General features: G+C 68.3%; 13 protein-coding genes, 1 tRNA gene and 1 pseudogene. 5 read left to right on the plus strand and 10 right to left on the minus strand.

What is annotated here, in order from left to right:
* Positions 1-1,463, plus strand: a 1,463-nt coding sequence (locus ADK36_RS39075) for a SidA/IucD/PvdA family monooxygenase (protein ID WP_053200984.1), incomplete at its 5' end; no start/stop codon positions are given.
* A 26-nt stretch (positions 1,464-1,489) separates the two neighbouring features.
* Here the strand turns inward: ADK36_RS39075 and ADK36_RS39080 are convergent.
* Positions 1,490-3,295: a bifunctional metallophosphatase/5'-nucleotidase gene (locus tag ADK36_RS39080; protein ID WP_048585768.1), complete on the minus strand. Its 1,806-nt coding sequence runs from the start codon at positions 3,293-3,295 to the stop codon at positions 1,490-1,492.
* 140 nt (positions 3,296-3,435) lie between these two features.
* Here ADK36_RS39080 and ADK36_RS39085 point away from each other — a divergent pair, with 140 nt between their 5' ends.
* A complete protein-coding gene (locus ADK36_RS39085) occupies positions 3,436-4,152 on the plus strand; it encodes an SIMPL domain-containing protein (protein ID WP_048585767.1) in 717 nt (238 codons plus the stop codon).
* A 176-nt stretch (positions 4,153-4,328) separates the two neighbouring features.
* On the plus strand, positions 4,329-5,765 hold the full coding sequence (pyk, locus tag ADK36_RS39090) for a pyruvate kinase (protein ID WP_053200986.1): 1,437 nt from the start codon (positions 4,329-4,331) through the stop codon (positions 5,763-5,765).
* Positions 5,766-5,818: 53 nt separating this feature from the next.
* On the opposite strand, the pseudogene ADK36_RS39095 reads toward pyk, so the two are convergent.
* Both ADK36_RS39095 and ADK36_RS39100 read right to left on the minus strand, forming a co-directional pair.
* Positions 5,819-6,584: pseudogene (locus ADK36_RS39095) on the minus strand (transcriptional regulator).
* A gap of 106 nt (positions 6,585-6,690) precedes the next feature.
* Positions 6,691-6,763, minus strand: a tRNA-Leu gene (locus ADK36_RS39100).
* A gap of 101 nt (positions 6,764-6,864) precedes the next feature.
* Here ADK36_RS39100 and ADK36_RS39105 point away from each other — a divergent pair.
* Positions 6,865-7,521, plus strand: a complete 657-nt coding sequence (locus tag ADK36_RS39105; RefSeq protein ID WP_048585764.1) for an ANTAR domain-containing response regulator — start codon at positions 6,865-6,867, stop codon at positions 7,519-7,521.
* A 99-nt stretch (positions 7,522-7,620) separates the two neighbouring features.
* Here the strand turns inward: ADK36_RS39105 and ADK36_RS39110 are convergent, their stop codons facing one another.
* From ADK36_RS39110 to ADK36_RS39140, 7 genes are all read right to left on the minus strand, one after another.
* Positions 7,621-8,337, minus strand: coding sequence for an ABC transporter ATP-binding protein (locus ADK36_RS39110; protein WP_048585763.1), 717 nt, complete (start codon positions 8,335-8,337; stop codon positions 7,621-7,623).
* Positions 8,334-9,206: an ABC transporter ATP-binding protein gene (locus ADK36_RS39115; protein WP_048585762.1), complete on the minus strand. Its 873-nt coding sequence runs from the start codon at positions 9,204-9,206 to the stop codon at positions 8,334-8,336. Before ADK36_RS39115 ends, ADK36_RS39110 begins: the two co-directional genes overlap by 4 nt.
* Before the next feature lie 5 nt (positions 9,207-9,211).
* Positions 9,212-11,023: a branched-chain amino acid ABC transporter permease gene (locus ADK36_RS39120; RefSeq protein ID WP_048585773.1), complete on the minus strand. Its 1,812-nt coding sequence runs from the start codon at positions 11,021-11,023 to the stop codon at positions 9,212-9,214.
* Positions 11,024-11,046: 23 nt separating this feature from the next.
* Entirely contained in the window at positions 11,047-11,976 is a 930-nt protein-coding gene (locus ADK36_RS39125; protein WP_048585761.1) for a branched-chain amino acid ABC transporter permease, read from the minus strand.
* A gap of 113 nt (positions 11,977-12,089) precedes the next feature.
* Positions 12,090-13,319: a branched-chain amino acid ABC transporter substrate-binding protein gene (locus ADK36_RS39130; RefSeq protein ID WP_425315353.1), complete on the minus strand. Its 1,230-nt coding sequence runs from the start codon at positions 13,317-13,319 to the stop codon at positions 12,090-12,092.
* A gap of 849 nt (positions 13,320-14,168) precedes the next feature.
* The gene (locus tag ADK36_RS39135) at positions 14,169-14,660 is read right to left on the minus strand and encodes a hotdog fold thioesterase (protein WP_048585760.1); all 492 of its coding nucleotides are present in this window, start codon (positions 14,658-14,660) and stop codon (positions 14,169-14,171) included.
* Positions 14,661-14,745: 85 nt separating this feature from the next.
* Complete coding sequence (locus ADK36_RS39140) at positions 14,746-17,025, minus strand: FdhF/YdeP family oxidoreductase (RefSeq protein ID WP_053200988.1); 2,280 nt, start codon at positions 17,023-17,025, stop codon at positions 14,746-14,748.
* 136 nt (positions 17,026-17,161) lie between these two features.
* Between ADK36_RS39140 and polA the strand changes: the two genes are divergently transcribed.
* Entirely contained in the window at positions 17,162-19,888 is a 2,727-nt protein-coding gene (polA, locus tag ADK36_RS39145; RefSeq protein ID WP_053200990.1) for a DNA polymerase I, read from the plus strand.
* The last annotated feature ends 128 nt before the right edge of the window (positions 19,889-20,016 follow it).

Consider the following 20,016-nt stretch of genomic DNA (forward strand, 5'->3'; position numbering starts at 1 on the left):
CCTCCCGCCTCAGCCCTGCTCACGTCACCCGTTCACAACCCAACCCCTCACCCTCGCCCCACGACCCCGACACCCCCCGCGACCTCGTCGGCATCGGCATCGGGCCCTTCAACCTCTCCCTCGCCGCCCTGGCCCAGCCCCTCGCCGGACTCGACGCCGTCTTCTATGAGCAGCGGCCCGCCTTCTCCTGGCATCCCGGGCTCCTTATCGAGGGCGCCCGCATCCAGGTCCCCTTCCTCGCCGACCTGGTGACGCTCGCCGACCCCGCCAGCCCGTGGTCGTTCCTCAGCTACCTCAAGACCCGCGACCGGCTCTTCCCCTTCTACTTCGCCGAGCGCTTCCACATCCAGCGCGCCGAGTACGACGCCTACTGCCGCTGGGTCTGCGAGAACCTCCCCGGGCTGTCCTTCGGCCACCAGGTCGACGCGGTCCGCTTCAACCCCGAACGCGATGTCTTCGAGGTCGACTACACCCAGCTCGACCCCGGCGGGGACGCACAGGCCGTCGGCCGTACGTACGCGAAGAACATCGTCCTCGGCATCGGCACCGAACCGGACGTCCCCGACCCGCTCAGGCCCCTCGTCGACGCGCCCGCCGTCCCCGTCATCCACGCCGCCGACTACCTCGACCACCGCGAGACGCTCCTCGCCGCCGAGCACATCACCGTCATCGGCTCCGGACAGTCCGGCGCCGAGATCTTCCTCGACCTGCTCCGCCGCCGCCCCGCCGGACGCGAGCGGATGCACTGGCTCGGCCGTACCGAGGCCTTCGCACCCATGGAGTACTCCAAGCTCGGCCTGGAGCACTTCACCCCCGACTACACCCGCTACTTCCAGGCCCTGGCCGAACCGGTCCGCGACAAGCTCGTCGCCTCGCAGTGGCAGCTCCACAAAGGCATCGACGCCGACACCCTGGCCGCCATCCACGACGAGCTCTACCGCCGCACCCTGGACGGCGGCTGGCCCGACACCGTCCTCACCCCCGGCGTCCAGGTCCGCACAGCCGGCCGGATCGCCACGACCAAGGTCGAACTGCACCTGGAGCACATCCACCAGAACACCCGCTCACGCCTGACCACCGACGCGGTCGTCCTCGCCACCGGCTACCGCGAACGCCCCCTGGGCCGCATCCTCGCCGGCCTCGACCCCTACCTGCGCCGCGACAACCAGGAGCGCCCACGCATCGACGACCAGTACCGCCTGGTCATGGACCCGTCCGTCACGGGCTCCGGCTGCAACGTCTACGTCCAGAACGCCGAACGCCACACCCACGGCGTCGGCACCCCCGACCTCGGCCTCGCGGCATTGCGCAGCGCCAGCATCCTCAACTCCGTCACCGGCAAGGAGACCTACCCCCTGCCCACCCGTACGGCGTTCACCACCTTCGGCCTCGAACAGCAGGAGCCCCGGATCCCGAGGGCGCGTCAGCCGATCGCGCTGACACCGCTCCTGGACGGGATCTGAGGCTCCTGACCGGGACGACGCCGGTCCTAGAACACCGGCGTGCCGTTCCGCGTGAGCTTCCAGTCCACCGACGCGAAGTCCTTCGGGTCCAGTACGCCCTTCGCGGTCACCCACTCCGCGATCCGGGTGCGGATCTCCGTCGACTCGGACCACAACTCCTGAGCCGACGCGACATGCGGGAACGCGCCGCCGCCGTTGGCCCGGTAGTTGTTCACCGCGAACACGAACCGCTGCGCGTCGTCCAGCGCGGCACCGTTGTAGGCCAGGTTCTTGATCCGCGACCCCGCCGCCTGCGCGATGTCGATCTCGTACGACAGCCCCGACACATAGTCGTAGTTGTAGTCGGGGCGGTTGCCCGCGTTCGTCAGCTTGTCCACGTCGACGGCCGCGTCGGCGGCGGTCTGCACGAAGTACTGCGCCGAGTACTCCAGGTACGCCTTGATCTGCGCGCCCGTCATCAGCTTGGCGACCAGCGTGTTGTCGTAGACGTACAGGCTCGACAGATCCCGGATGGTCACGTCGCCGGCCGGGATCTCCGAGGTACGGGAGAAGGGGGAGGCCTGCGAGATGACGGGCAGCGCCGCGTGCTCCGTGCCCGCCAGCGCCGCCTTGACGACATCCTCCTGGACCTTGGTGATCAGGTCGATGATCGGGGCGTCCTTGTAACGCGCCTCGACCGTCGTCAGCTTCTCCGTGGCCGTGCCGACCACCTGGTTGACGTACTCCACCACGATGTCGTGGTCGTCCTTCAGCAGCTTGGTGATCTTCGGGTCGTCGGCGACCGTCTTCGAGTCACGCACCGTCGCCTTCACCGACTCGACCGTCCAGCGGCCCTTGTCGAAGACCAGCTCGAAGTCGAACAGGGTCAGCCGCTGCGCGTAGCACAGCGGCTCCGACAGCACGACCTTCTTGCCCGTCTTCTCGTTCGTGACCAGCAGCTCCGCGATCTCCGTGTGCGCGTGCCCGACGAGGATCGCGTCGATACCCGGCACCTGCTGGGCCACCAGCGCCGCCGAGTTCTCGATGTACGGCAACTGGTCACCGTACGACGACGTTCCCGACGAACCGGAGTGCGCGGACACCACCACCACGTCCGCACCCATCGAGCGCAGCTTCGGCACCCACTTCGCGGCCTGCTCCTCCAGACCCGGGAACACCATCTTGCCCTCGACGTACGCCTTGTCCCAGATCGCGATGCCCGGATTGGTCAGACCGAGGACCGCGACCTTCACTGGCGGGGCGCCCGGCACACAGAACTTCTTGATGAAGTACGGCGGGAAAGCGGGCTTCAGCGTCTTCGCGTCCAGCGCGTTCGCGCCCAGCAGCGGAAAGTGGCACTGGTCCTCGAACTTGCGCAGCGTCTCGATGCCGTAGTTGAACTCGTGGTTGCCGAGGGCCACCGCGTCGTACCCGATCGCGTTCATCGCCGCCGCCATCGGGTGGACCGGACCACCCTTCGCGGTGATCGGATCTACCTTCGCGTAGTAGTACGTCAGCGGGGTGCCCTGGATGGTGTCGCCCGCGTCGATGAGCAGCGTGTTACGGCGGCCCTTCTCCGCACGGACCTGGTTCACCAGCGTCGAGACCCGCGCCAGGCCCTTGGCGTTGCCCTGCGCGTCCGCGTACTCCGCGTCCTTGAAGTAGTCCCAGTTGAAAATGTTGCCGTGCAGGTCGGTCGTGCCCATCACCGTCAGCGCGTACCGCTTCTTCGGCCGGGACCCCTTCGCCGTCTCCGCGGCCTGCGCCGCCGGGGCGGCCACCGCACCGGCCACCGCCACCCCCGCTCCGGTCACGGCGGACTTGGTCAGAAACTTCCGACGGTTCAACGGCATGAGGGCTTCTCCCGGGCGAAAATGGTCAACAACGCGCGTAGATTCTGACCTGGTCATGGCGAGCAGCAACAGACCCCACAGGTTTCGATCTGATGACTCACCGGGTCCGTAACCCAGCAAGCAATGACAGAGTGGGACGTATGACCACCCCTTCAGAGGAACCTCAGCCCGCCGCCCCCTATGGCACCCCCGACGCCCCCCGCATCGCCGTCCGCGGCGAGGCTCACCTCGAAGTCGACCCCGAGATCGCCCGCATCGGCGTCACCGTGGCCTCCCGCGGCAAGGACCGCCGCGCCGCACTGGACGACCTGACCCGCCGCAACACCGGCGTCCTCGACCTGATCAAGACCTACGGCGACGCGGTCGAGCGACTGGAGACCGGCACCTTCTCCATCAGCCCCGAGCTGAAGGAAAAGGGCCGCGGCGAGCGCATCCACGCCTACCACGGCCGCGTCCACATCACGGCCGACCTCACCGACTTCACCGCCCTCGGTGAACTCACCACGCGCCTGGCCGACTTGGACCTCACCCGGGTGGACGGCCCCTGGTGGGCCCTGCGCCCCGACTCACCGGCCCACCGGGAGGCCCGACAGCAGGCCGTACGGGAAGCCGTACAGCGAGCCCGGGAGTACGCAGAAGCCCTCGGGACCTCGCTGGCCGCCCTGGTGGAACTCGCGGACATCGGCGCGGAGAACACCCCGCCCCCCTACCCGCAGGCCCGCGGCGGCCGCATGCGCTCCATGGCCTACGCCACCGAAGAGGAATCCACCGCCGCCCCCCTCGACCTCGAACCCCAGCGTCAGCACGTCCACGCCGAGGTCAACGCACGCTTCACCATGGCGCCACCGCGCCTGTGAAATGGCCCTCTTTTGTGAAAGAGCCTCCGTGAAACAGCCCTTCCGGGGTTCTTCGAACGCTCATCGGAGCACCCGGCCGCGCAATTCAACACTTGTCAACACCCCTTCACGCAAAGGTTGTTGAGTCGTCATGCGCGGCCAATTCACTACCCACCGGTAAGTCATAGAGTCGAAACATGCGCCGAGCGAAAATCGTCTGCACCCTGGGCCCCGCCACCGACTCCTACGACCAGATAAAGGCACTGGTCGACGCCGGAATGGACGTCGCCCGATTCAACCTCAGCCACGGCAGCCACGCCGATCACGAGGAGCGCTACGAACGGGTACGGAAGGCCTCCGACGAGACCGGCCGCAGCGTCGGCGTCCTCGCCGACCTTCAGGGCCCGAAGATCCGCCTCGGCCGCTTCACCGAAGGACCCGTACTCCTTGAACGCGGAGACACCTTCACCATCACCGTCGAGGAGGACGCGGAGGGCGACCGCCAACAGTGCGGCACCACCTACTCCGGCCTGGCCGACGACGTCACCCCCGGCGAACGCATCCTCGTCGACGACGGCAAAGTCTGCCTGGAGGTCACCTCGGTCGACGGCCCCCGCGTCCACACCAGCGTCGTCGAGGGCGGCATGGTCTCCGACAACAAGGGCCTGAACCTCCCGGGCGTCGCGGTATCGGTGCCCGCGCTGTCGGAGAAGGACGAGGCCGACCTGCGCTGGGCCCTGCGCACCGGCTTCGACGTCATCGCGCTGTCCTTCGTCCGCTCCGGCCGGGACATCGCGGACGTGCACAGGATCATGGACGAAGAGGGCCGTAGGCTTCCCGTCATCGCCAAGGTGGAGAAGCCGCAGGCCGTCGACGCGATCGACGACATCGTCGCCGCCTTCGACGGCATCATGGTCGCGCGAGGAGACCTCGGCGTCGAAATGCCCCTGGAACAGGTCCCGATCGTCCAGAAGCGCGCGATCAAGCTGGCCAAGCGCAACGCCAAGCCGGTCATCGTCGCCACCCAGATGCTCGACTCGATGATCGACAACTCCCGCCCCACGAGGGCCGAGGCGAGCGATGTCGCGAACGCGGTGATCGACGGCACGGACGCGGTGATGCTGTCCGGCGAGACGAGCGTCGGCAAGTACCCGATCGAGACGGTCCGCACGATGGCGAAGATCGTCGAGGCGGCCGAGGAGGACATCCTGGCCAAGGGTCTCCCGCCTCTGACGGAGCGGAACAAGCCCCGCACCCAGGCCGGCGCGGTGGCCCGCGCGGCAGCCGAGATCGGCGACTTCCTCGGCGCCCGCTTCCTGGTCGCCTTCACCCAGTCCGGCGACACCGCTCGGCGGTTGTCCCGCTACCGCTCACCGATCCCCCTGCTTGCCTTCACTCCGGAACCGGCGACGCGCTCGCAGCTGAATCTGACGTGGGGTGTGGAGACGTTCCTGGGGCCGCATGTGGAGTCGACGGACGCGATGGTCGACCAGGTGGATGAGCTCTTGTTGAAGTACGGCCGCTGCAAGAAGGGCGACACGGTCGTCATCACTGCCGGATCGCCCCCCGGGGTGTCGGGGTCGACGAACATGGTGCGGGTGCATCACATCGGGGAGGACGACAGTCCGAAGTAGCAGGCGCAGGGCCCCTCTTCAGTTCTTGAGGAGGGGCCCTTTGCTGTGTGGGGTCAGTGCTTGGGGCCTACGTGGGCGTCCATGAGGGCTACGGAGGCTTTGCGGGCGATGGAGATGTTGAACGGGTCGCTGCCGCGCGCGAGGGTGGTCCACTGGACCCCGAACTTGTCGAGGGCGTTAGTGAAGAGCTTCCTGATGTCGTCCGACTTGTTGGTGAAGAAGTAGCGCGGGTACTCGTAGCGCTTGCGCTCACCGGCTACGAGGCGCGTCGTCCAGTTGGTGATGCGGCAGCCGTCGGAGTGGATGAGGCCGCGGATGAACCCCCAAGGGTGGGCGTCGACGATTTCCTGCTGCCACGGTTCGAGGGCGATGGTGCGCTCGTGCTTCTTGCCGGGACCGTGCTGGGGGAGCAGGCAGACCCAGTGTTTGGTGTAGGACTTTACGTCGACGCAGCCTGCCCGCTGGAGACGACTGATACTGGGCTCTGGTAGGACCTTGCGCATGGCGTCCTCGGCAGCATCGACGAGCCCGGGCCAGGAAGCCGTGCACGTGATCATGAGATAGTGCTGCCTCGGCTTGGAGATGATGTAGCCGTCGCCCAGGTAGAGACCCAGTAGATAGGCGTACGCCGCAAGGTCATCGGGGATCTCTGGTGTGTCTTGGCATCGGTTACAGGGCGAAGTTCGAGATAGAGGCTCAAGTCGACTAAGCCAACACGTGATTGCGTGCCGGGATGCCCATCTCTTTACTGACGGAGTTGAGGCTGCGCCCCTGTGCCACTAGAGCCAGTGCTTGCTTGCGTGTGCTGATGTCGTACATACGAACACCCTGTGAGAGTGATCGCGACGACACGCAGCAAAAAGCGGATGTTCACGAGAACGTGGACATCCGCTTTCTTGCAGTGACCTTGGAAACCAAGGAAAAGTGCCCCGAGTCGGATTCGAACCGACGCTGTATGGGTTTTGAATCCATTGCCTCTTCCGCTGGGCTACCGGGGCCCCTTCAATGTGAAGGTTGGTGGTTACCCGCCGTGCCCCACCTTACCGCAGCTAGGTAGGCTCTTGTCAGCAGCACCCCTGCCCCTGAACGAGGAGCCCCCGTGACCGCCCCCGAGTCGCCCCAGCCCGTAGACGCGCCCGACGACGACAAGTCGCACGTGCCTCCGCTGACGACCCGTGTCGTCATCGCCGAGGACGAGGCACTGATCCGGCTCGATCTCAAAGAGATGCTCGAAGAAGAGGGGTACAGCGTCGTCGGTGAGGCCGGAGACGGTGAGGAGGCCGTCGAACTGGCCCGCGAGCACCGGCCCGACCTCGTCATCCTCGATGTGAAGATGCCGAAGCTGGACGGCATCTCCGCGGCCGAGAAGATCGCCGAGGAGAGCATCGCCCCGGTGCTGATGCTGACCGCGTTCTCGCAGCGTGACCTGGTCGAGCGGGCCCGGGATGCCGGTGCCATGGCGTACCTGGTGAAGCCGTTCAGCAAGAGCGACGTCGTGCCGGCGATCGAGATGGCCGTGTCCCGCTTCACGGAGCTGAAGGAGCTGGAGAAGGAGGTCGCCGACCTCACTCTGCGCCTGGAGACGCGGAAGCTGGTGGACCGGGCGAAGTCCATCCTGCAGACCGAGTACGGGTTGACGGAGCCCGCCGCGTTCCGCTGGATCCAGAAGACCTCCATGGACCGCCGGATGTCGATGCAGCAGGTCGCCGAGGCCGTCATCCAGGATGCCGACGAGAAGAAGGCCGCGAAGGGCTGACCCGCCTCAGCAGCGCATACGCGCATACGAACGAGGCCCGCGCCCCCTCATCAGGGGACGCGGGCCTCGCCGTATGCGTGTGACCGCATGGGCGGTCGATCAGTCCTCGCCCAGGTATGCCTTCCGCACGGACTCGTCGTGCAGGAGGTCCTGGCCGGATCCGGAGAGGACGATCTTGCCGACCTCCATGACATGGCCGTGGTCGGCGAGGGAGAGCGCGGCCTGGGCGTTCTGCTCGATGAGCAGGATGGTGGTGCCCTGGGACTTGAGCTCCTGGATGGTCGCCATGATCTTCTGCATCATGATCGGGGAGAGGCCCATGCTGGGCTCGTCGAGCATGAGCAGTTTCGGGCGGGACATCAGCGCCCGCCCCATGGCGAGCATTTGCTGCTCGCCGCCGGAGAGGGTGCCCGCGGCCTGCTTCCTGCGCTCCCCGAGGATGGGGAAGAGGTCGTAGGCGCGCTGGATGTCCTTCTCGATGGCTTCCTTGTCGTTGCGCAGGAACGCGCCGAGTCGGAGGTTGTCCTCGATCGTCATGCGGGGGAAGATGTGCCGCCCCTCGGGGGAGTGGGCGAGTCCCAGTGAGACGACCTTGTGGGCGGGGATCTTCTTCAGCGACTTTCCGTCGAACCTGATGTCGCCGGACACGGGCTGGAGGAGGCCGGACAGGGTGCGCAGGGTGGTGGTCTTGCCGGCGCCGTTGGTGCCGATGAGGGTGACGACCTCGCCCGCGTTCACCTTGAACGAGATGCCCTTGACGGCCTCGATCTTGCCGTAAGCGACCCTGAGGTCCTCGACCTCGAGCAGTGCGGTCACTTGTCGTCCCCTTCCGTGGTGCTCTGCGCCTCGGCCTCCGCAGCCTCGACTTCGGCGGCCTCCGCCTCGCCCGGCGCCCCCTCGAAGGGCGTGCCGAGGTAGGCGGCGATGACGCGTTCGTCGGACTGGACGACGTCGGCGGGGCCCTCGACGATCTTCTCGCCCTGGACGAGCACGGCGACCCGGTCGCAGAGGTTCATGATGAACCGGATGTCGTGCTCGATGACGAGGACGGCGATGCCCTTGTCCCGGATGGCGAAGATGAGTTCCTCGGCCGCCCGGGTCTCCTGCGGGTTCATGCCGGCGGTGGGCTCGTCGAGGAGGAGCAGACCGGGCTCGCTCGCCAGGGCCCGGGCGATCTCCAGCTTGCGCTGTTCGCCGTAGGGCAGGTTGCGGGCGAGGTGGTCGGCCTTGGCGGCGAGGCCGGTGAACTCCAGGAGTTCCATGGCCCGGGCGCGGGAGGCATCCTCGGCCTTCTTGAAGCCGGGCAGGCGCAGGAGGGCCGACCAGAGGCCCTCCTTGGTCCGGGTGTGCCGTCCGACCAGGACGTTTTCCAGAACGGTCATGTTGGCGAAGAGTCGGATGTTCTGGAAGGTGCGGGCGATGCCGGCCTGGGTGACCAGGTGCGGCTTGGGCGGCAGAACGGTGCCCTTGTAGGCGACCTTGCCCTCGGTCGGCACGTACAGGCCGGTGAGGCAGTTGAAGAAGGTCGTCTTGCCGGCGCCGTTGGGGCCGATGAGGCCGACGATCTCGCCGGTGTTCACGGTGAGGTTCACGTCGCGTACGGCGGTCAGGCCGCCGAAGCGCATCGTGACGCCGCTGGCGTCGAGCACGGTCGTGCTGGTGGGTGCGGTCGTGGTGGTGGTCATGGCCGTCACGCCCCTGCCTTGGCGACGCCGGTCGCGCCGTCGGGCAGCGACTTGTCCTCCGGTACGTCGAGCTGTCCGGTCTCGTGGAATTCGAGCTGCTTCCTGCGGTCGGCGACCAGGCCCTCGGGGCGGAAGCGCATCAGCAGCATCAGCGCGACGCCGAAGAGGAGCAGCTGGTACTCCGCCATGAACTGGAGCTTGGCCGGGATGAGGTAGAGCAGCGCGGCGCCGATCAGCGGGCCGCTGATGGTGCCCATGCCGCCGAGGATGACGGCGGCGAGCAGGAAGGCCGAGTTCGGCGGCACGGGGCCGGCGAACTCGTACTGCTCGGGGGTGACGCTGTAGGACACGTGCGCCTGGACGGTGCCGGCCAGGCCGGCGAGGGAGGCGCCGAGGGCGAAGGCGAGGAGCTTGAGGCGGAAGCCGTTGATGCCCATGGCGGTGGCGGCGGTCTCGTCCTCGCGGATGGCGACCCAGGCACGGCCGATGCGGGACTCCGCCGAGCGGCGGAAGACCATGACGACGATCGCCGTGAACAGCAGCATCAGCAGGTAGTAGTTGCCGGAGCGGGTGAGCTCGTGGCCGAGGACGTTGTGCGGCAGGCCCAGGTTGAACCCGAAGATCTCCAGGTCGGGGATGTTCGGGATGCCGTTGGCGCCGTTGGTGACGTCCGGTCCGCTGTTGCCGTTGAGGTTGTTCATGGTGATGCGGAAGATCTCACCGAAGCCGAGCGTCACGATGGCGAGGTAGTCGCCGCGCAGTCGCAGGGTCGGAGCGCCGATCACCACGCCGAAGATCAGTGAGGCGGCGGCGCCGGTGAGGACGGCTGCCCAGAAGGGGAAGTGGACGCCGATGCTCGACTGGGGGGAGCCGGAGACCAGGGCGGCGGCGTAGGCGCCGACGCCGAGGAAGGCGACGTATCCGAGGTCGAGGAGGCCGGCGAGGCCGACGACGACGTTGAGGCCCAGGGCGACCGTGGCGAAGATCAGGATGTTGGCGCCGATGAGCGCGAACTGGTCATTGGTCTGGGTGAAGGGGAAGCAGATCGCCGCGACGAACGCCGCCGCCATGGCGACGTTGCGGTGCTTGGCGGTGAGGGCCGACAGGCGCTTGAGGAGTCCCGCGCGGGTGACGGCGGTGAAGCCGAACGCCGCGATGATCAGGAAGCCGATGAACAGCTCGGAGTACTCGGTGCCGATGCCGAACGCGAACACGTACAGGCCGACGCCGAAGCCCGCGGCGATGATCAGGATTTCCGCCCAGGAGGGCAGTTCCTTGGCGCGGCCGGGTTCGGGGGCGGTGAGGGAGTGGCGGATCCGGCCCCAGAGGTTGGGGTTCGGGTCCTCGGCGCCATAGGGCTGGTCGACCGGGAGGCCGAGGGCGCCGATCAGGGCGACGAGGGCGCCGATGCCGGAGACCCAGGCGCCGGGCTCCAGGTTGACGAGGCCGCCGAGTTCCTGGCTGATCGCGCCCATGGCGTAGCCCGTGGTGCCGAACACGCCGAGGGCGGCGAGCAGGACGGGGCTGTTCTTGCCGCCGGGAGTGAGCCAGCCGAGGCCGCGGATGCCGTAGCCGGAGAGGGTGAACAGCAGGGTCAGTGCGGAGCCGACGAGAGTGAGGACCTGAAGGCCGCCCGGGTAGCCGGTGACGGTCAGGTTGCCCGGGAACTCCCTGGTCCAGGTCCAGGCGAGGAAGGTGCCTATGAGGGCGAGGGCGGAGCCGGCGACGGTCAGCGCGCGTGCCGCGGCGTGCGGCAGCGGGACGATCGGCGTGGCCTGTGCGGTGGACACCTTCGTGGTGTCGGTGGTCTTGTCCATGGGGATCTCGGTGGTCATGGGTATCACGCCCGATCCGCGACGCGTTCGCCGAGCAGGCCCTGTGGCCTGAACAGGAGGACGAGGATGAGGAGGGCGAACGCCCATACGTCCTTCCAGGCGCCGCCGCCGAAGAGGTCCATCCCGGGGATGTCGCCGATGTAGCCGGTGGCGAGGGACTCGGCCACGCCGAGGACGATGCCGCCGAGCATGGCGCCGTAGATGTTGCCGATGCCGCCGAGTACAGCGGCGGTGAAGGCCTTGAGGCCCATCAGGAAGCCCATTTGGAAGCCGACCTGGCCGTTCTTCAGGCCGTAGGCGACCGCGGCGATGGCGGCGAACGCGGCACCGATGGCGAAGGCCATGACGATGATGCGGTCGGTGTTGATGCCCATCAGCTTGGCCGTGTCGGGGTCCTGGGCGGTGGCCTGCATGCCGCGGCCGGAGCGCGTCTTGGTGACGAAGAGGCCGAGGGCGAGCATGCACAGCGGGGCGGCGATCAGGACGAAGAGGTCGCCGCGCTGGACGTTGGCGCCCAGGATGTCGATGGGGCCGCCTTCGAACTGCGGGAAGGTTTGGTCCTTCTTCGCGTCCGGGTACCACATCCACACGGCCTGCTGGAGGACGATGGACAGGCCGATGGCGGTGATGAGGGGTGCCAGGCGTGGCGCCGTGCGCAGGGGCCGGTAGGCGAAGCGTTCCGCCGCGGTGGCGACGGCGACCGAGACGATGACGCCGGCGAGGATCATGAGGGGGATCGCGGCGCCGAGGGCGAAGCCTTCGGGGAGTACCAACCAGACGGTGAGGGCCCCGAAGCCCCCGACCATGAATATCTCGCCGTGGGCGAAGTTGATGAGCTGGACGATGCCGTAGACCATCGTGTAGCCGATCGCGATGAGTCCGTACATCGCGCCGAGGATGAGTCCATTGGCCAGCTGTTGCGGCAGTTCGTTCACCGCAGGGCCTCCGTGGAGTGGTTCGGATATGGCGCCGCGCGGGAGCGCTGATGGGTGCTCCCGCGCGGCCTGGATCAATGTGTGATGGGGGAGTGTTCTCTACTCGTCCTCTGCTAGCCCAGCTTGGGTTCGCCGCTGAACTCGGGCGCCCACGCGTTGTCCTTGACCTTGTACGCGGTCATCGTGTGGTTGGTGGTGTCACCGAACTCGTCGAAGGAGATGGTGCCGGTGACGCCGTCGAACTTGACCTTGGCCATGGCGTCCAGGACCGCCTTGCGGCCGTCGGACGGGACTTCGCCGTTGTTGCCCTCGACCGCCAGCTTGACGGCCTCGATGATGGCCCAGGTGGCGTCGTAGGTGAGGCCGCCGTAGGCCTCGTAGTCGTCCTCGTAGCCGGCCGCCTCGTAGTCCTTGATGAAGGTCTTGGCGGAGTCGAGCTGCTCGACCGGCTTGCCCACGGAGGTGGCGAGGTCGCCGTTGGCCTTCTTGTTCAGCTTCGGGAACTCGGCGGAGTAGATGCCGTCGCCGCCCATGAGCGGGATGTTCTGGCCGCTGTCCTTGAGCTGCTGGCTCAGCGGGGCGGCCGCCGGGTACTCGCCGCCGTAGTAGAGGGCTTCGGCGCCGGTCTTCTTGATCTTGGCGACGACGGCGTTGAAGTCGCGGTCGTCGGGGTTGATGTGGTCGCTGCCGACGATCTGGCCGCCGAACTTGGTGAAGTTCGTCTTGAAGGACGCGGCGAGGCCCGCGCCGTAGGTCTTCTGGTCGTCGATCAGGTAGACCTTCTTGATCTTGGCCTGGTTGTAGAGGTAGTCGGCCGCGAAGGCACCCTGGATCTCGTCCGTGGTGGCCGTACGGAAGAAGGTCTTGAACTGGCGGACCGAGTCGCCGGTCTTCCAGCCGTCGCCCTGGGTCAGCTCCGTACCGGTGTTGGCCGGGGAGACCTGGGTCAGGCCGGCGTCGTTGAACGGCTTCTGCATCTGCTGCGAGACGCTGGAGTTCAGCGGGCCGACGACGCCGAGGACGTCCTTGTTGCTGATGAACTTCTGGGCGTTCTGCTGGCCGACGGAGGGCTGCGCCTGGTCGTCGAGGGCCTCGATCTTGAACTCGACGCCCTTGACGTACTCCTTCTTGTTGGCCGTCTTGGCGGCCAGGTCGGCGGAGTTCTTGATGCCGAGGCCGAGCGCGGACAGGTCGCCGGTCAGCGGAGCGTCGACGCCGATCACCACAGTGGTCTTGTCGCCGTTGCTGCTGTTGCCGCCCTCGTCACGCGACCCACAAGCCGTGAGTGTCAGCGATCCCGCCGCGAGCGCGGCGGTTATGGCGATGATCGAACGTTGACGCACGAATCAGGTCCTTTCCCTGGCACGGCGGGCCCCCCATGGAGCGCGCCGAGTCGAGCGCTGGGCCGAAGTGACTTCGAATCCGGTGGCTCGGTGACTGGCGGTGACTCTAAGCGGGTGAAGGGAACATGGAGGAGGCTCTGACCAAGGCTGTGACGCTCTTGTTATGACACGGGGTAACACAGAGCGGTACTCGGTGGGGGGAAGAGAGGATTTCCGGCCGATTCGCCCTGTCCACATAGTGAGAACTCGCAGGGTTCGCGCGTAGCTCTTTCACGAGTGTTCACTGGTTTTGGTGATTACCTCGGGCGTTGTCGAAGGTTACCCGGGGGCGTCTGTGGACTTGCGGGAAGGGTGCTCGCGGCGGGAGATCTCTGGGCCTGTATTGCAGTTGTATTACGCAGAGTTACAGCCGGGAAAGGGTTTTCGGCGTTCCGCCGCCCTTTTCGTGTATGGGGCACGAAAGTAGAATCCGGGATTTCGTCACTCGGGCCATGGCCCTCCGGCCGGCTCGCCGTTTCGGTATGGATCTCGTACTGCCCATTGGGCAGGCCCGTCGACCGGTGGTCGGGTGGGAGTCGCCGCCGGGGAGGGGGCGGAGGGGGGCGACTCGGCGCCGGTCCGGGGTCCGGTCGCGTCCCTCCGGGCGCCCGCGTCCCCATGCCCGGCGGTCGGCAGGGCGAGTCCGAGCGCTCCGCCCATCCCGGGGGCTCCTCCCGACGTCATGCCTCGACGGTATGCCGCCGGGCGCCCGGGTTCAACGGTGGGAAGGTGTACGAGCGTTGTTCATAAGGGGCGTGCGCTGTGAGGGAGTTGGCGTGGTTGTCGGGGCAAGGAGAAGCGGCGTCGGCGTCAGCCCGCTGCCGTCCGGAGGTGCTCCCCGTCGCCCGGGTTCACGTCCCGCAGCAGACACGTCAGCCGCGCGCTGCACACCCGCCGCCCCGCCTCGTCACTGATCACGATCTCGTACGTCGCCGTCGAGCGGCCCTGGTGCAGGGGCGTGGCCACGCCGGTGACGAGGCCGGCGCGCACGCCGCGGTGGTGGGTGCAGTTGAGGTCGACGCCGACCGCGATCTTGGAGCTGCCGGCGTGCAGCATCGAACCCACCGATCCGAGCGTCTCGGCGAGCACCGCGGAGGCGCCGCCGTGCAGCAGCCCGTACGGCTGGGTGTTCCCCTCCACCGGCATGGTCCCCACGACCCGCTCCGCGGACGCCTCCACGATCTCGACGCCCATGCGCGTCCCGAGGTGCCCGGCGGAGAACAGGGCCGGCAGGTCGACGCCGAGCGCGGCGTACTCGTCGATGACCTCTTGCGGGAACTTCACGTGCTGCTGCTCGCCCATGGGGCCCGGCTCCGTTCGTCGTGATCAGTCGGTGTCGTGATCAGCGGTGGTGTGATCAACGGTGTGACATCGACTGAGCAAACGCTCAGTCGGTCGCCGATTGTTCCAGACGTACGACGACGGACTTGCTGGCCGGGGTGTTGCTGGTGTCCGCGGTGGCGTCCAGCGGGACGAGGACGTTGGTCTCCGGGTAGTAGGCGGCCGCGCAGCCCAGCGCCGTCGGGTAGTGCACGACGCGGAAGCCGGGCGCCCGCCGCTCGACGCCGTCCTTCCACTCGCTCACCAGGTCGACGTACGACCCGTCGGCGACACCGAGGCGCCGCGCGTCCTCGGGGTTGATCATGACGACCCGGCGGCCGTTCCTGATCCCCCGGTAGCGGTCGTCGAGGCCGTAGATCGTGGTGTTGTACTGGTCGTGCGAGCGCAGGGTCTGGAGCAGCAGTCGGCCCTCGGGAAGCTCCGGGTACTCGACGGGGGCCGCCGTGAAGTTGGCCTTGCCCGTCGCCGTCGGGAAACGGCGCTCGTCGCGCGGGGCGTGCGGGAGCGTGAAGCCGCCGGGGCGGGCCACGCGCGCGTTGAAGTCCTCGAAGCCGGGGATCACCCGGGCGATACGGTCCCGGATCGTCGCGTAGTCCTTCTCGAACTCCTCCCAGGGCGTGCGGCTGCTCTCGCCCAGCACGCGGCGTGCCAGGCGGCAGACGATGGCCGGCTCCGACAGCAGGTGCGCGCTCGCGGGCTCCAGGCGGCCCCGGGAGGCGTGCACCATGCCCATGGAGTCCTCGACGGTCACGAACTGCTCGCCGCTGCCCTGGAGATCGCGCTCGGTGCGGCCGAGGGTCGGCAGGATCAGCGCGCGGGCCCCCGTGACCGCGTGGCTGCGGTTGAGCTTGGTCGACACGTGCACGGTGAGCCGGGCCCGCCGCATGGCCGCCTCGGTGACGTCCGTGTCGGGCGTGGCGGCGACGAAGTTGCCGCCCATCGCGAAGAAGACCTTCGCCTTGCCGTCGCGCAGCGCGTGGATGGCCCGTACGACGTCGTAGCCGTGCTCGCGCGGCGGGGTGAAGCCGAACTCCTTCTCCAAGGCGTCCAGGAAGGCCGGGGCGGGCCGCTCGAAGATGCCCATCGTGCGGTCGCCCTGCACGTTGGAGTGACCGCGCACCGGGCACACGCCCGCGCCCGGGCGGCCGATGTTGCCACGCAGCAGAAGGAAGTTGACGACTTCGCGGATGGTCGGCACGGAGTGCTTGTGCTGGGTGAGGCCCATGGCCCAGCAGACGATGGTGCGCTGCGAGGCCAGGACCATTTCCATGGCCTTCTCGATATCCGCGCGCGTGAGGCCGGTCGCGGTCAGCGTCTCGTCCCAGTCGGCGGCGCGGGCGGCCGCGGCGAACTCCTCGTAGCCGTGGGTGTGTTCGCCGATGAACTCCTCGTCGACGGCGCCCTGGGTCTCGAGGATCAGCTTGTTGAGGAGGCGGAAGAGGGCCTGGTCGCCGCCGATGCGGATCTGGAGGAACAGGTCGGTGAGCGCGGCGCCCTTGAGCATGCCTTGCGGGGTCTGCGGGTTCTTGAACCGCTCCAGGCCGGCCTCGGGCAGTGGATTGACGCTGATGATCTTCGCGCCGTTGGCCTTGGCCTTCTCCAGCGCGGAGAGCATGCGGGGGTGGTTCGTCCCCGGGTTCTGGCCGGCGACGATGATCAGGTCGGCCTTGTAGAGGTCCTCCAGCAGGACGCTGCCCTTGCCGATGCCGATGGTCTCGGAGAGCGCCGACCCCGAGGACTCGTGGCACATGTTCGAGCAGTCCGGCAGGTTGTTGGTGCCGAGCTCGCGCGCGAAGAGCTGGTAGAGGAACGCGGCCTCGTTGCTGGTGCGGCCGGAGGTGTAGAAGACGGACTCGTCGGGGGAGTCGCAGGCGGCGATCTCCTCGCCGATGATGTCGAAGGCGCGCTCCCAGCTCACCGGCTCGTAGTGCGTGCCGCCTTCGGGGAGGAACACGGGGTGGGTGAGCCGCCCCTGCTGCCCCAGCCAGTAACCGCTCCGCGTCGCGAGGTCGGCGACGGAGTGCGCGGCGAAGAACTCCGGGGTGACCCGGCGCAGGGTGGCCTCCTCGGCCACCGCCTTCGCGCCGTTCTCACAGAACTCCGCCTTGTGCCGGTGGTCCGGCTCCGGCCAGGCGCAGCCCGGGCAGTCGAAGCCGTTCTTCTGGTTGACGCTGAGCAGCGTCAGCATGGTCCGCTTCACGCCCATCTGCTGCTGGGCGATGCGCAAGGTGTGCCCGATGGCCGGCAACCCCGCCGCCGCGTGCTGCGGCTCCGCGACCTGGGGCGCGTCCTGGACCGGATCACCCTTGGGCGGCTTGGTGGCCATCGCGCACTCTCCCTTTGTGTACACGTGTGAGGTACATCTCCGATCCTCGCACGCGGCACCGACAACGGGGGCGGGGGCCCGGGGAGGGTATGCGGAGGGGGACCGACTGTCAGTGGGGCGTGGCAGGATCGGGGGCGTGGCAGAGACAGCAGCGAAGCAGACCGACAACAACCCCGGCGGCGGCCGGCCGCGCCTGATGCTCATGGACGGGCACTCGCTGGCCTACCGTGCGTTCTTCGCGCTGCCCGCGGAGAACTTCACGACCGCGACGGGCCAGCCGACGAACGCGATCTACGGCTTCGCGTCCATGCTGGCCAACACGCTGCGCGACGAGGCGCCCACGCACTTCGCGGTGGCCTTCGACGTGTCCCGCAAGACCTGGCGCTCCGCGGAGTTCACCGAGTACAAGGCGAACCGCTCCAAGACCCCGGACGAGTTCAAGGGCCAGGTCGAGCTGATCGGCGAGCTGCTCGACGCCATGCACGTCTCGCGGTTCGCGATCGACGGCTTCGAGGCCGACGACGTGATCGCCACGCTCGCCACCCAGGCCGAGGCCGACGGCTTCGAGGTGCTGATCGTCACCGGCGACCGGGACTCCTTCCAGTTGGTCAGCGAGCACACGACGGTGCTGTACCCGACGAAGGGCGTCTCCGAGCTGACCCGCTTCACCCCGGAGAAGGTCTTCGAGAAGTACGGACTGACGCCCGCCCAGTACCCCGACTTCGCGGCCCTGCGCGGCGACCCGTCCGACAACCTGCCGGGCATCCCGGGCGTCGGCGAGAAGACGGCCGCGAAGTGGATCAACCAGTTCGGTTCGTTCGCCGAGCTGGTCGAGCGCGTCGAGGAGGTCAAGGGCAAGGCCGGGCAGAACCTCCGCGACCACCTGGAGTCCGTCAAGCTCAACCGCCGCCTGACCGAGCTGGAGCGCCAGGTCGAGCTGCCCAAGACCGTCGCCGACGTCGCGCGCGTGCCGTACGACCGCAAGGCCGTCGCGATGATCCTGGACACCCTGGAGATCCGTAACCCCTCGCTGCGCGAGCGACTCTTCGGCGTCGACCCCGGTGCCGAGGAGGCCGAGACCACCCCGATCTCGACCGAGGGCGTGGAGCTGGACGGCTCGGTGCTCGGCACCGGTGAGCTGGCCCCCTGGCTGGCCGAGCACGCGGGCGAGCTCCTCGGCGTGGCCACCGTCGACACCTGGGCGCTGGGCACCGGCTCGGTCGCCGAGATCGCGCTCGCCGCGGCCGACGGCACGGCCGGCTGGTTCGACCCGTCGCAGCTGGACGAGGCCGACGAGAAGGCGTTCGCGGCCTGGCTGGCCGACGCCGGCAGGCCGAAGGTCTTCCACAACGCCAAGGGCGCGATGCGGGTCTTCGCCGAGCACGGCTGGAGCATCGCCGGCGTCCGCATGGACACCGCGCTCGCCGCCTACCTGGTCAAGCCGGGCCGCCGTTCCTTCGACCTGGACGCGCTGTCCCTGGAGTACCTCCACCGCGAGCTGGCCCCCGCCGCCGCGGCCGACGGCCAGCTTGCCTTCGGCGCGGACGACGGCGCCGAGGCCGAGGCGCTGATGATCCAGGCCCGCGCGGTCCTCGACCTGGGCGAGGCGTTCGAGAGCCGCCTGGAAGAGGTCGGAGCCGCGGACCTGCTCCGTGACATGGAGCTGCCGACCTCCGCCCTGCTGGCCCGGATGGAGCGGCACGGCATCGCGGCCGACCGGGCGCACCTGGAGGCCATGGAGCAGATGTTCGCGGGCGCCGTGCAGCAGGCGGTGAAGGAGGCGCACGCGGCGGCCGGGCACGAGTTCAACCTGGGCTCGCCCAAGCAGCTCCAGGAGGTCCTCTTCGGCGAGCTCGCCCTGCCCAAGACGAAGAAGACGAAGACCGGCTACACCACGGACGCCGACGCCCTGGCCTGGCTCGCCACCCAGACCGACAACGAACTGCCGGTCATCATGCTCCGCCACCGCGAGCAGGCGAAGCTCCGCGTCACCGTCGAGGGTCTGATCAAGACGATCGCGGCGGACGGCCGTATCCACACGACCTTCAACCAGACGGTCGCGGCGACCGGCCGCCTCTCCTCGACCGACCCGAACCTGCAGAACATCCCGGTCCGCACGGACGAGGGTAGGGCGATCCGCCGGGGCTTCGTGGTCGGGGAGGGCTTCGAGTCCCTGATGACCGCGGACTACAGCCAGATCGAACTGCGCGTGATGGCCCATCTGTCCGAGGACGAGGGCCTGATCGAGGCCTTCACCTCGGGTGAGGACCTGCACACCACGGCCGCCTCACAGGTGTTCGCCGTGGAACCCGCCGCGGTGGACGCGGAGATGCGCCGCAAGATCAAGGCGATGTCGTACGGCCTGGCCTACGGTCTGTCGGCCTTCGGGCTCTCCCAGCAGCTGAACATCGACGCCGGCGAGGCCCGCGCCCTGATGGACGCCTACTTCGAGCGCTTCGGCGGCGTACGGGACTATCTGCGCCGCGCGGTCGACGAGGCCCGGGCGACGGGCTACACGGCGACACTCTTCGGCCGCCGCCGCTACCTCCCCGACCTCAACAGCGACAACCGGCAGCGCCGGGAGGCCGCCGAGCGCATGGCCCTCAACGCCCCCATCCAGGGCACGGCGGCGGACATCGTCAAGATCGCCATGCTCAACGTGGACCGCGCCCTGCGCGAGGAGAACCTCACCTCCCGCATGCTCCTCCAGGTCCACGACGAAATCGTCCTGGAGATCGCCCCGGGCGAGCGAGCGGCCGCGGAGGAACTGGTCCGCCGGGAGATGTCCAACGCCGTCCACCTCACGGTCCCCCTCGGCGTCTCGGTGGGCGCGGGCCCGGACTGGGAATCGGCGGCGCACTAGCCCGGGTGCTCCTGGGGGGGCGCTACAGCGCGCCCCCAGGGGCGGGGGAGCCCCCGGAGGGACCGTCACTCGCGTGGCCCCCGCAAAAGCGCCCCCACTGACCGGCGCCCGTAAGGATGCGGTCATGG

The organism is Streptomyces viridochromogenes, from assembly GCF_001270495.1.
Lineage (GTDB): Bacteria > Actinomycetota > Actinomycetes > Streptomycetales > Streptomycetaceae > Streptomyces > Streptomyces viridochromogenes_A.